Origin of the sequence: Paenibacillus sp. FSL k6-2145, assembly GCF_037976585.1 — a bacterium.
GTDB lineage: Bacteria > Bacillota > Bacilli > Paenibacillales > Paenibacillaceae > Paenibacillus.
Genome location: NZ_CP150267.1, coordinates 4,610,028 through 4,622,891, shown reverse-complemented (window position 1 = coordinate 4,622,891; position 12,864 = coordinate 4,610,028). Strand labels below are relative to the sequence as shown.

The window sequence follows — 12,864 nt, the reverse complement described above, 5'->3', positions numbered from 1 at the left end:
AAAGAGACAAAACCCCACCGTATTGGAGGGGCTGCGCTTGTCTTACACTTCCATGATTTCTTTTTCTTTGGCAGCGAGTACCTTATCGACTTCAGCAATAAACTTGTCGGTCGATTTTTGGATGTCGTCCTGATGTCTCCGCGATTCATCCTCGGAAATATCTGACTTTTCCATTTTCTTGATGTCATCATTCGCGTCACGGCGAATGTTACGAATCGCTACTTTACCTTCTTCACCGAACTTCTTCGTCAGCTTAACAAGTTCCGCTCTGCGTTCTTCCGTCAATGCCGGAATAGACAAACGGATCATGCTACCATCATTGGCTGGAGTAAGACCCAGATCTGATTTCATGATGGCACGCTCGATGTCACCCATGGAGGATTTGTCCCAAGGCTGAATCATCAGTGTACGGGAATCCGGAGTACTGATATTAGCGAGTTGATTCAATGGCGTCATTGCTCCATAATACTCTACCTGAATTCGGTCCAGAAGAGCTGGAGTTGCGCGGCCTGCACGCAAAGTAGCCAGGTCACGACGCAATGCTTGAATTGCTTTTTCCATACGCTCTTCGGCATGTTGTTTAACCGCTTGTGGCATTAATCTACACTCCCTTTAACGATTGTTCCGATACGTTCGCCCAGAACAACACGTTTGATGTTACCTTGTTCCGTAATGGCAAATACGATCAACGGGATGTTGTTGTCCTTACAAAGCGAGGATGCCGTTGAATCCATTACACCAAGGTCTTTGTTAAGAATATCCATGTAAGTCAACTGATCAAATTTCACAGCTGTACTGTCCTTAAATGGATCTGCTGAGTATACACCATCAACTTTATTTTTGGCCATCAAGATAACTTCTGCTTCAATCTCCGCTGCGCGCAGTGCTGCTGTTGTATCCGTGGAAAAGAACGGGTTACCTGTACCTGCTGCAAAAATAACGACCCGGCCTTTCTCCAGATGGCGAATAGCTCTACGACGAATATAAGGCTCTGCAATCTGTTGCATTGCAATAGATGTCTGTACACGCGTAGGCACTTCAATCTGTTCCAAAGCATCCTGCAGTGCCAGCGAGTTCATTACTGTCGCCAGCATACCCATATAATCGGCAGTTGCACGATCGATGCCGTTTTCGCTACCGGCAATACCACGCCAGATGTTTCCGCCGCCACATACAATAGCAACCTGTACACCAAGTGCAACAACCTCTTTTACCTGTTGGGCAATCGACGAGATCGTATCTGCATCAATACCGTAGCCGTTTTGACCGGAAAGAGACTCTCCGCTGACCTTTAAGACAACACGTTTAAATACTGGCTGTTCCAATTATTCACCCTCCACTTTGAATCGAACACGCTTGGTGTCCAACCAACAAAACTTCTCGCGCATGGCCTCCTGCTTAAAAAGAAAGGAACACAGTTGTGTTCCGCTCTTTTAGGAAAAACATTTAACCGGTAAGGCACTGTTTTCCTGAGATATAAGGGAGTTTACGCTTCGAAGTTTCATCATTCTTATATCTTCGAAAATCAATTCTGCTCGCCGGTTTATAGAAACCGTCTTATTTGTTTACTTGGGACATTACTTCTTCTACGAAGTTGTCTACTTTTTTCTCAAGACCTTCACCCAGTTCGTAACGAACGAAACGACGGATGGAGATGTTTTCACCAATTTGGCTGATTTTTTCGTTCAGCAATTGAGAGATCGTTTTGTCTGGATCTTTAACGAAAGTTTGTTCCATTAGGCAGTACTCTTCGTAGTATTTACCGATACGGCCTTCAACCATTTTTTCAATGATTTTCTCTGGTTTACCTTCGTTAAGAGCTTGAGCTTTCAAAATTTCTTTTTCTTTTTCCAGCTCTTCTGTAGGAACTTCTTCGCGTGTAACGAATTTAGGATTAGCTGCAGCGATTTGCATAGCTACATCTTTAACGAAATCCTTAAATTGATCCGTTTTACCAACGAAGTCTGTTTCACAGTTAACTTCAACCAAGACACCAATACGTCCACCAGCGTGGATGTAAGATTCTACAACGCCTTCAGTTGCTGCACGGCCTGCTTTGCTTGCTGCTGCAGAAAGACCTTTCTCACGCAACAATTCAGCTGCTTTTGTTACATCACCGTTTGCTTCTTCCAGTGCTTTTTTGCAATCGAGCATACCAGCGCCCGTTCTTTCGCGAAGTTCTTTTACTGCACTCGCATTAACTGCCATTATAAATTCCCTCCAAAATTAAGTATTGTACGTACACTCTAAAAAAAGGGCAGTGAGAGGTTATCCACCTGCCAACCACCCTTTTCATTTAGTTTATAACATATGTTCGAATCTATTAAGCGGAAGTTTCTTCGCCTTGGTTAGCTTCGATTACAGCATCAGCCATTTTACCTGTCAGCAATTTAACAGCGCGGATCGCGTCGTCATTACCTGGGATAACATAATCGATCTCATCCGGATCGCAGTTAGTATCAACGATACCTACAATTGGGATACCCAATTTGCGAGCTTCCGCAACAGCGATACGCTCTTTGCGTGGATCGATGATGAACAGGGCGCTTGGCAGGCCTTTCATATTTTTAATACCGCCCAAGAATTTCTCCAGACGATCTTTTTCTTTGCGAAGCAAGATAACTTCTTTTTTAGGCAATACAGCGAATGTACCGTCTTCTTCCCAAGCTTCCAACTGTTTCAAACGATCAATACGTTTTTGAATAGTTTGGAAGTTAGTCAGGGTACCGCCGAGCCAGCGTTGGTTAATGTAGAATTGACCAGCACGTTCAGCTTCTTCTTTAACGGAATCTTGAGCTTGTTTCTTAGTACCCACGAAAAGAATTTTACCATTCTCTCCTGCGATTCCTTTAACGAAGTTGTAAGCCTCTTCGACTTTTTTCACCGTTTTTTGCAAATCGATGATGTAAATTCCGTTTCTTTCAGTGAAGATATAACGATCCATTTTTGGGTTCCAACGACGAGTTTGGTGACCGAAGTGTACCCCAGCTTCGAGAAGCTGCTTCATGGAGATTACTGCCATCTTCACACACCTCCTAATATGGTTTTTATTGTGTCCTCCGCCGGCATCATTTTTCGCCAAGACTCTCCATAAGGAAAGCACCCTCAACAAAATTAGCACATGCGTGTGTTTTAACACCGTTATCTAATATATCACAACTGACTGTCTGATGCAACAGTCTTTGAAGCTAAAATCTACTTTTTACTTTTTGCTAGTATCGAATCATTTTAAATCTGATATGTAAATCAACACTAATTATTATCAAGCTTTGAAAATGCACCGTTTAATACGCAAAAACCGCCCTGTCCGAGCATGCTCAGTTTGACGGTTCTTTCGTAATTTTTGCGATAATGGATTTGAAACTTTCACCTTTTTCAAGCGCATAAGTACCCACTTGGATTTTGGTATTGATTCGCTCAGCCTTGCCAGCCTTTATGAATGCTTGAGCATCATCTACGATTCCCGCGGTTTTGAGATTTGCTGCTACGATCGCCAGACTATTGCCTGAACGTACTTTGAATGATACTGTTGCGCCTTTTGGATTGCTTGGCGTTACAGGTTCTGTTGTCTTCGGCTCTGTTATCTCTTTCCGCCCTTCACCTTCACTTACAGCAGGCTCTTGTGGCTTCTCAGGCTCTGCGGGTGTTTCCGTAGAGGTTACTGTCTCAGGTGGCGTTGCTGTATTCCCCTGCAACTCACTGCTCTCCTGCTTTTTCTTTGCTACCCACTCTGCTTCTGTGTATAGTTCCTCTTCAGAACCGACCAACTTCATATCCAAGGTTTTTGCGACTGTTTCAAGCTGTTCTTTGGTCATATTGGCGGTCTGCTCGGGGTCCAGATTACTATCCGACAAAGCATTTTGTCCAACTGTGGCCAGTTGAAGCAAAACCGCACCAATAATCATGCCGCTCCCCAGACCAATCCATAAGGATCGCTTGTCCATGACTTAGCTTTCCTCCCGTTCTGCCAGTTGCAGTATTAACTGTACCTCACCACGCTGAATACCTGTCTGCTTGGATATGGCATCCATCGACTTACCCTCAGCGTGTAGATTAAAGAGTTCTGCATATCGATCTTTAATAGATTCACGCCCAGGCAAAGATTCGACTTCACTGGTCTGTACGTCTGCTTCTAAAGCCTGCTGGGCCGCCTCAGCTTGTACACTTTTCACGAGGGCTTGTGCTTGCAAACCTTCGGAAGATTGTACGGATACATTCCCGGAGTGTGGAACAGGTGATGCGACAGGTTCGTTCTTTTTGCTCTGTTCGAGCTGATCCAACCGCTGCTGTAATTCCTGAAGTTGCAATTGCATACGTTGATCGGCTGCTGTCGCTTCTCCCTTCATTTCAGCCACACGTTGAATAAGAGCATCATTATCATTTTCGATCTCGGTCATGTAGTGTTCAAGCGTAGATTCCATCTCCTGCACCAGTTGATGCCCGGGCTCTTGCGCCTTGTTTTTCCGAGGCATTATATAAGCGTAGGCGATGGCGCAGGCCCCTAATATGACAATAATGATCCATGGTGACAAATTGGGTTCTCTCCTTCTGATTCAACCATCGGTGCGCAAGACTCCATGTCCATAACAACCATTTATTATAAAGACAGATCTATGTGTTTTCCTTTGTACGGGTGCTCTGCAGGTTTAACAGTTTCTTGAGCCTGAGCAGTCTCCTGTCCATCGGAATCACTCTGCTGATCCCCATCATGGGTATGACCATCACGCACCGAAGTCTGTGAAGTTTCGTCCATTGCTTCACTTCGTTGCCTTGCTTCATTTGCTTCTTTCGACGTTTGCTCTGCCAAAAGATTCTGATCCGTAATCGGTCGCTGCTGGGCTTCACTTTGATAACGTCCCGCTTCACTTGTTCGTGGTACCGCAATCTGCAACTCCACTGCTTTGAAACTCATACGCTCACCTCACGGTTTCGAATGGATTTCTTCCTGTGCCTGAATGCTGTACTTAAACGTATGGAACCATCGTAATATCACCATCGTGATAATAAAATGAAATTCGACTCACTGGATCTTTAATAAATTTCGTGTATCTGCCGATAACTATTTTAGAGCCGCCATAAATCATCTTCAGAATATCAACACGAGCCTTACTTGTATCTTCAAGTGCCTTCTCAATTTCAAAGATACGCATTTTCGTTTCTTCACTTATACGAAGAGCGGATTTCTGCGTAGCATTCAGCTTGATTCGCATCGACATCTTATCTGGAGTTAGTTGTCCAGCGGCAGCTAATTGATCCAGCAATGTCAAAGCTTTCTTCGTTTTATCCAAGGAATCCATCTGCTCTCTGACTTCCTTGCGCAGATCATTAAGTTCGTTACGCAGCTTTGGCAGCACACCAACTTCAATGGAAGTGACCGTGGACATGCTGTTGCCCACAACACGCGCTGAGACGTTCTGACCAGCCTGGATCGAGCCACCAACGATAAGACCTTTGGTGCCCGCACAGATGACACCATGGCCAGCACGAATATTGGAATGCATAATACTTTGGGAAACCAGAACATCTTCACCGGCATCCACGTTGCCTTCTTGAATGAAAGTACACTTGACATTATGGCCTGCTTGTACCAGTCCTTTGTTATAACCAATAATACCACCGGTAATTTCGATTGAGCCGCCTGCTTCCAGTTCAGCTCCTTCGACACCTCCGACGACACGAATGTCACCTGCTGCTTTTACTTTAAATCCGGTAAGTACATTGCCTCGTATGACAACGGTGCCTACAAAGTCGATATTACCGTTATTGTAATCAACGTCACCATTGACTTCATAAACCGGAAACACATTCAGTTTGTTACCGTCCGTTTTGGTAACCAGCCCATCCAGTGCAGCATACATCGCAGAACCATCCGGGTTAATCACAACGTTTTTCCCAACTTTAAACCGAGCTTCTTTTCCCGGACGATAAGGAATTTCCTCACCCGTTACTGCCCTGCCTGGTATGCCATCGCTAGGAGCGATCCGCTCTGCAATGATCTGACCACTACGAACATTGTTTAACCGGGTCACTTCTTTGTAATCGACGGTTCCATCTTCCGATTCCAATGGTCGTCGTTCATTCGTATCGTCCATCCCAACCAGGACCTTGATGAAGCCATCTGTTCCTTGAATGGGAGCGACACCTTCTGCAATCTTGTATTTATCTTTCAAATAGGTTTCAGGGTTGCTCACAAAAAGTAATAATGCCTCTCGCGATACACCTTGTTTGATGCCCTTGTCCGCCACAAATTGTTCAAGTTCATCGATCGTGCAGGCAAAGCCTTCTTCCTCTTTGGAAAATTCAAGGTAGGCTGTGCATTTGTCGTCCGATAAAACAATGTTTAAACATTGTTCCAAAGCAGTCCGCTGTGTCACTGCAATTCTTCCCCCTTTTAGACTTTCCACTCCCCAAACTCCAATGATATTACTTCTCTTTATTAATCTTTACGCATCAACAAATCTTTCTGTTTGTCCAACGTGCCGCGTAATCGTAATATTGCCTTGGAATGTAATTGGGATATACGAGACGGAGAAAGAGACATAACCTCAGCAATTTCACTAAGAGAAAGATCTTCGTAATACAAGAGTGAAACAACCGTTCTCTCTTTTACCGTCAACTTGTCAAGCCCTTGCACCAAAGCTTCCTTCAAATAAAACTCATTCACTTTATAATCTGGATTTTTGGCTTTCTCATCCACCATCAAAGACAGACGAGTCTCAGACTCTTCCTCACGAATTGGGTCCTCCAGCGAGCAAAGTGACATGACTGCCACTTCCTGAAGCATATGTTGAAAATCTTTAGTGGATACGTCCAAGTACTCGCTCATTTCCTCATCACTAACAGACCTGAGATAACTTTGTTCCAACTGTTGGTAGGCGTCTTCAATTCGCTTGGCCTTCTCCCTGACAGAACGCGGAACCCAATCACCTTGACGCAGACCGTCAAGAATGGCTCCGCGAACCCTCCATGATGCATAAGTTTCAAATTGCAGACCACGTTCATAGTCGAACTTCTCCAATGCATCAATTAACCCCATAACACCATTGCTCTCCAAGTCATCCTTGGGAACATTTTTGGGCAAACCAACAGCCAGTCGACCGGATACATAATTTACAATATGAAGATACTTTTCAATCAAAGTTTTCTTGGCTTCAAGATCTCCATGTTCTTTCCACTTTTCCCACAGATCAGAATGGTTCAAATGTGAAGCTTTACGCTCGTTCAATTGCTTTCACCCTCCTTATTTGTCTGTCAGGTGACGAACGGCCTGCGCCAATTCCTCCGGATCCTTGGTCCGGACAAGTTTAGGCGGATCCAAAGGGGCGAATCCCGTTGGAGCTTTCGTCTCAGATGGCGGAAGATCGTCCCCAGATGAAGCGTTCTGTCCACTCTTGAGCAAATCATTCAGCTCTTGTCCATCGTCTTCGATTTTAATGTCCACCTGTGAACCTCTTTGATCTTGAGCATTTGGTGAATCATAACCATACCCATTTCCCTCGATCTGAGGGTTCAGCAGCAATCCCAATCCCCAGCGTAAACCATATGCAAGGACAAACCAGGCTACGAATCCGATCAATCCGCGAATTAAACTGGTCATCAGCACATTGCTGCTGTATGCTACAAAAAAAGTAAGAATAAACCCAACGATGCCTGCTCCAAGATTAATGCGGTAGTTTCCTATCATAGTCTTATAGTTCCTTTACACCCATTTGTACACTTCGAATAGTCAAAAGTCCAGTTTCACAGTCCATCTCAATCGTTCGTCCATAATTCCCACCCGTATCTTCTGCTAGAAGAGGGATATTGAGTTTTTGAAGCCACTCTCGACAAGAATCTGCATTCCTTGGTCCAATGCGCATTGTATCTCCAGCGCCAGCAAAGGCAAACATCTGAGAGCCTCCGGCCATTTTAGACACAATACGTGAGCGAGAAGCGCCTAGTTTAATCATCTTTTCCAAAAGCTCAGGCAACGCCGTATCCGCATATTTCGCAGTGTTCAGTTTCCCTTCACGGGCGATCTCTGAAGTAGGAAGCATGACATGCGCCATTCCAGCCAGCTTCAAATGTGGGTCATACATTGTTAATCCCACACACGAACCCAAGCCAGTCGTACGGATTACACCAGGAAGATGAGCGATGTTTAAATCCGCCATACCGACTTTAACGACGCTTTTGTCCTCAATCATGGCTCAGTGGCACCCCTAGCGATTCAAATATCTTTGCAAAGGATGGTGGATCCGGAATGAGGAAAAACTGACCCTCAACTTGATCTTCACCTTCAAAGAAAGATGTGTCAATTAACAATGCAGCGTCACCCATCTCGCCAAATTGCAGCAAGCCATAACTTAAAATGGCACCCGCCATGTCGATGGCAAGTCCAGGAACAGTTGGATACATAGCCAACTTCGTGAAATCTGCCAAAGAAGAAAGATAGGATCCAGCCAAAATATTTCCAATCTCGGAAAGCGCTGATTGTTCCATATCTGTAAAAGCGAGTCCTTCTTTCAGATCAAACCCGGCAAGTCTATTCAACAACATTTTAGCAGCCTCTGGTGTCATCATAAAGAAAAGATTTCCCGGTGCTTCGCCTTCTACACGAAGAAACACGGTAACCACGATGCGTTCATCTCCGCCCACTTTTTCGGCAACTTCTTCAAAAGGGAGCATTTGTACTGTAGGTACACCCATGTCAATCGGTCTGTTGAGGAGTTGAGACAACGCCGTTGCGGCGTTGCCTGCTCCAATGTTACCGACCTCTTTGAGCACATCCATCTGGAATACCTCAAATCGGTTGAACATCTCCACGGTACTAGCCCTCAACACTTTCCAGCTGTACAATCTCGCTTTTATTTAATACTTCGTTTAGGTTGAGCATAATCAACAAGCGTGAATCCTCCAATTTAGCAACACCTCGCAGGTATCTCGCTTTGACGCCACCAACCACTTCTGGTGGGCTATCGATTGCACTGCTCTTGATATCAATAACATCATTGGCTGAATCAACGATAAAACCAACTTGCATGTCGTCTACACCTACGATAACAATACGAGTCTGATCCGTGTATTCCGTTTCCGGAAGGGAGAAACGACCGCGTAGATCAATGACCGGAATTACAACACCACGTAGATTAATAACTCCTTTTACAAAGGAAAGTGTCTTGGGAACACGTGTAATTGGCATCATACGCTCAATCGTCTGAACCTTATCTACCTCAATACCATACTCTTCGGTACCCAATTTAAAGACGATGACTTTCAACTCTTCTTCCATGTAAAAAACCTCCCTATTAAATGTAAGACTTAGCTCAATGCTTATTTAATAAATGCATTAGGATCAAGAATCAGGGCTACTTGTCCATCTCCGAGAATGGTTGCTCCAGAGATTCCTTCAATAGCAGGAAGATAGGTTCCCATTGATTTGAGAACAATCTCACTTTGTCCAATAAATTCTTCAACAGCTACGGCTGCAAGACGGTCGCCTTTGCGAATCACGACTATTTCTGTTTCTTGCTCATCAGCGTCATTGAAATCCGGTACCGAGAATACTTCGCTCAAGGACAAGTACGGAATCAGTGACTCACGGAACGTGATCATTTTATTGCCGTGAATATTACGAACTTGCTCACGTTGTACAATGGCCGTCTCTACAATGGAAGACAACGGAACAGCGTATTTCTCTGAACCAAGTCGTACAAGCATTGCAGCAATAATGGATAGAGTCAACGGAAGCTGAACAGAGAAGTTCGTGCCTTTGCCTGGAGTTGAATGAATCGTTACATTACCGCCAAGCGAAGTAATCTTCGATTTTACTACATCCAAGCCAACGCCCCGGCCAGAGATATCCGAGATAATATCAGCAGTACTAAAACCAGGTGCGAACAACAGTTGATTCACTTCATCGTCACTCATCTTGGCACCTTGTTCTTCGGTTACAACACCACGTTTGATCGCAGTTTTCAAAAGCTTGTCGCGATAGATACCTTTACCATCATCTTCAATCTCGATAAATACGTGATTTCCACTGTGGAAGGCACGCAGGTTTACTGTACCCATCTCTGGTTTACCTGCAGCTACACGCTCTGCAATGGATTCCACACCATGGTCAACCGCGTTACGCAGTAAATGCACAAGCGGATCACCAATCTCATCAATTACCGTACGATCCAGTTCCGTCTCAGCACCTGTAATCACCAGATCGATTTTTTTATCAAGTGTCTTAGCCAGATCACGGATCATGCGCGGGAATCGATTAAATACGGTATCTACCGGAACCATCCGCAATTTCAGTACAATATTTTGCAAATCTGTGCTAACTCGACTTAAATGAGCTACTGTATCGGATAAATCATTGTTGCCTGTTTCACTGGCCAGTTGCTCCAGACGTGAACGGTCAATCAATAATTCACTGAACAGGTTCATCAATACGTCGAGACGTTCAATATCCACACGAATGGTACGTGAAGGTGCAGCAGCTTGCTTCGGTGCAGCTGTTTTAGCTGGTGCCGTTGTCGCCTCTTCTTTGGTTACAGAATTCTTATCCGGCGAAGCAACCTCAGCTACAGCTGTTGGTGCGGGTGGCGCTTCAACTGTAGCTGCTACCTGATTGGCCATCTGCTGAAGAGTCTCCTGATCCAGTTGAATGAGCTTCGCACTTTCAATTTCAGAGATACTCATGATGCCTTCTTCCAGTTCGTGCGCCTCTTTAGTTGTTATGTAATACAACGAGAAACTGCGCTCAAACTTCTCCTGCTCAATATCCTGAACGGATGGGTAAGCCTTAACCACTTCACCTGAACGTTCCAGCATATCAAAGACCATATAAGCCCGTACACCTTTTAACTGGCTATGCTCGCTAACAAGCACATCCACGTAGAACACACGATGACCTTCGGCGATCGACTGATCCAGCACTGAATATTGGAATTCATCCAGCTCAACAGCCGAAGAGATTGAAGTGTTAGCCGACTTGTTTGTATCTGTAGCAGGTCCATCTCCTTTTGTCATTTCACCATTTTCAATGGCCTGAAGTGAAGCTACAATTGACGACACATCTGCTTTACCTTGTCCACCTTCGGTAATATCCTGAACCATGGTTTCCAAAGCGTCCAGACTCTTGAACATGGTATCAAAAATGTAATCCTGCATTTTCAACTTCTCATTACGAACCAGATCCAACACATTTTCCATTTTATGTGTCAGTGATGCCAAATCTTCAAAGCCCATAGTTGCTGCCATACCCTTCAAGGTATGAGCAGAGCGGAATATAACCTGAACTATGCCCAGGTCTTCCGGATTGCCTTCAAGTTGAAGCATGTTTTCGTTAAGCGATTGCAGATGATCATTAGACTCATCAATAAACATGGATAAATATTGGTTCATGTCCATTGTGAGGCACCTCCTCCGTGAGTTACACTCCGTTATTTCACTGCTTGAACAAGTTTAGAAGCAATCTCCTGCAATGGCAGAAGATGACGAACGCATTGCAGCTCTACAGCAGAACGCGGCATACCATATACAACACATGTTTCTTCATTCTCGGCAAAGGTTGATGTAACTCCAGCTTCGTATAACCTCTTCATCATACGTGCTCCATCACTTCCCATTCCTGTCAGCAAAACAAGATGCCTTTGTAAAGATGTAAACGGCAGAAGTGACTCAAACATCGTATCCACTGAAGGTCTATGTCCATTCACTGGTTGATCTTCAGTCAGCTTCACGATAAACTTCCCGTCTGCTGTTTTGTTAACTTTCACATGGAATCCGCCGGGTGCTATATAGGCGGTTCCTTTTTTCAGAACCATGCCATCTTCAGCTTCAACCACATGCAGTGGACTGAATGTATTCAATCGTTGAGCCAGAGAACGGGTAAAATTGGGCGGCATATGCTGCACAATAATGACCGGTGCAGGCAAATCAGCAGGCAACTGCTCAAGCAATGTCTTGAGAGCCCTCGGTCCACCCGTAGAACAACCTATTGCCACAAGTTTGTTGAATGGTCCTTCCAGCCCCCCTCCACCTTTGGGAACAGGATTAGGCTTGATTACATCCTTGGCTTTTGCAGAGGCAGAGGTTGCCGCTATTTGATCAGCTGCCACTCTAGCTGCATTAGGTAGTCGAACTTCCTTTGGAGTCTGTACTGGATTAGCTGACCTCACTGCTTTTTCTGCCTTCGTCCCCAAATTACGCTCAGCCTTTGGCAAAGGCTCTGGTTTGTTCTCTACGCGACCTGGTTTTGAAGTTGACAATGGTTCAATTGCTTTCTTTGATTTGGCCTGAAAGGCTTCAGTCCGCTCCCGAAGAGAGCGTTGACTCGTTTGGACAGGTTCGATTGTTTTTTTCACAGGCTCCGCTGGATCCCTGACCGGCATTTCTTTCTGCACTGGCTGAGTTGGGGGAGCAACTACTCCTCGCAGCATGTCTCTATTTTTCATGGATAACTCACGATCAGCTTTTCTTTTGATCTCATTCATCGCAGCACGCATGCGCTCAACCAAGGCTTTACCGACTTGAGCAATATCCTGGTCATGTGAAATAGATGGTTTGCGAATGAAGTCAAATGCCCCAGCTTCAAGCGCCATAATGGTTTCTTTCATGCCTTGTTCATTGATACCAGAGAGCATAATCACAGGAACGAAGGATTCCTTCATAATTGATTTTAATGCATCCAACCCATTCATTTCGGGCATCTCAACGTCCATTGTAATAATATCGGGTTTCAATTCTAGTGATTTTTGAATCGCTTCTCTACCGTTTGATGCCGTTGCCGTTACCTTGAATTCCGGATCCGCTTGGATCAAATCCGTAACAATCTTACGCATAAAAGCGGAATCATCGACAACCAATACTTGATACGCCGCCATGTTG

The 12,864-nt window shown here is 44.8% G+C and carries 15 protein-coding genes; all 15 read right to left on the bottom strand.

Features of this window, described 5'->3' with window-relative positions; translation table 11 throughout:
• Window positions 1–42: 42 nt before the first annotated feature.
• On the bottom strand, window positions 43–597 hold the full coding sequence (frr, locus tag NZ043_RS20600) for a ribosome recycling factor (RefSeq protein ID WP_017689152.1): 555 nt from the start codon (window positions 595–597) through the stop codon (window positions 43–45).
• The gene (gene pyrH, locus NZ043_RS20595) at window positions 597–1,325 is read right to left on the bottom strand and encodes a UMP kinase (RefSeq protein WP_017689153.1); all 729 of its coding nucleotides are present in this window, start codon (window positions 1,323–1,325) and stop codon (window positions 597–599) included. Before pyrH ends, frr begins: the two co-directional genes overlap by 1 nt.
• Window positions 1,326–1,557: 232 nt before the next feature.
• Window positions 1,558–2,208: a translation elongation factor Ts gene (tsf, locus tag NZ043_RS20590; protein WP_062833819.1), complete on the bottom strand. Its 651-nt coding sequence runs from the start codon at window positions 2,206–2,208 to the stop codon at window positions 1,558–1,560.
• A 115-nt stretch (window positions 2,209–2,323) separates the two neighbouring features.
• Window positions 2,324–3,022, bottom strand: coding sequence for a 30S ribosomal protein S2 (gene rpsB, locus NZ043_RS20585; RefSeq protein WP_017689155.1), 699 nt, complete (start codon window positions 3,020–3,022; stop codon window positions 2,324–2,326).
• 295 nt (window positions 3,023–3,317) lie between these two features.
• Window positions 3,318–3,944 carry an endolytic transglycosylase MltG gene (locus NZ043_RS20580; RefSeq protein ID WP_133384330.1) on the bottom strand — a complete coding sequence of 209 codons (627 nt, stop codon included), beginning with the start codon at window positions 3,942–3,944 and terminating at the stop codon, window positions 3,318–3,320.
• A 3-nt stretch (window positions 3,945–3,947) separates the two neighbouring features.
• Window positions 3,948–4,532, bottom strand: a complete 585-nt coding sequence (locus NZ043_RS20575) for a hypothetical protein (protein WP_133384329.1) — start codon at window positions 4,530–4,532, stop codon at window positions 3,948–3,950.
• Between the two features lie 65 nt (window positions 4,533–4,597).
• On the bottom strand, window positions 4,598–4,912 hold the full coding sequence (locus NZ043_RS20570) for a hypothetical protein (RefSeq protein WP_133384328.1): 315 nt from the start codon (window positions 4,910–4,912) through the stop codon (window positions 4,598–4,600).
• A gap of 52 nt (window positions 4,913–4,964) precedes the next feature.
• Window positions 4,965–6,374, bottom strand: coding sequence for a FapA family protein (locus tag NZ043_RS20565; protein WP_133384327.1), 1,410 nt, complete (start codon window positions 6,372–6,374; stop codon window positions 4,965–4,967).
• Between the two features lie 62 nt (window positions 6,375–6,436).
• Entirely contained in the window at window positions 6,437–7,225 is a 789-nt protein-coding gene (locus NZ043_RS20560) for a FliA/WhiG family RNA polymerase sigma factor (protein WP_017689160.1), read from the bottom strand.
• A 15-nt stretch (window positions 7,226–7,240) separates the two neighbouring features.
• Window positions 7,241–7,684 carry a hypothetical protein gene (locus NZ043_RS20555; protein WP_076208888.1) on the bottom strand — a complete coding sequence of 148 codons (444 nt, stop codon included), beginning with the start codon at window positions 7,682–7,684 and terminating at the stop codon, window positions 7,241–7,243.
• 4 nt (window positions 7,685–7,688) lie between these two features.
• Window positions 7,689–8,186, bottom strand: coding sequence for a chemotaxis protein CheD (locus NZ043_RS20550; RefSeq protein WP_091031874.1), 498 nt, complete (start codon window positions 8,184–8,186; stop codon window positions 7,689–7,691).
• The gene (locus NZ043_RS20545; RefSeq protein WP_133385936.1) at window positions 8,179–8,799 is read right to left on the bottom strand and encodes a chemotaxis protein CheC; all 621 of its coding nucleotides are present in this window, start codon (window positions 8,797–8,799) and stop codon (window positions 8,179–8,181) included. Before NZ043_RS20545 ends, NZ043_RS20550 begins: the two co-directional genes overlap by 8 nt.
• A gap of 10 nt (window positions 8,800–8,809) precedes the next feature.
• Window positions 8,810–9,271 carry a chemotaxis protein CheW gene (locus NZ043_RS20540; RefSeq protein WP_091031877.1) on the bottom strand — a complete coding sequence of 154 codons (462 nt, stop codon included), beginning with the start codon at window positions 9,269–9,271 and terminating at the stop codon, window positions 8,810–8,812.
• Between the two features lie 41 nt (window positions 9,272–9,312).
• Entirely contained in the window at window positions 9,313–11,385 is a 2,073-nt protein-coding gene (locus NZ043_RS20535) for a chemotaxis protein CheA (protein ID WP_091031882.1), read from the bottom strand.
• A 32-nt stretch (window positions 11,386–11,417) separates the two neighbouring features.
• The gene (locus NZ043_RS20530; RefSeq protein WP_091031885.1) at window positions 11,418–12,860 is read right to left on the bottom strand and encodes a chemotaxis response regulator protein-glutamate methylesterase; all 1,443 of its coding nucleotides are present in this window, start codon (window positions 12,858–12,860) and stop codon (window positions 11,418–11,420) included.
• Window positions 12,861–12,864 lie beyond the last annotated feature (4 nt).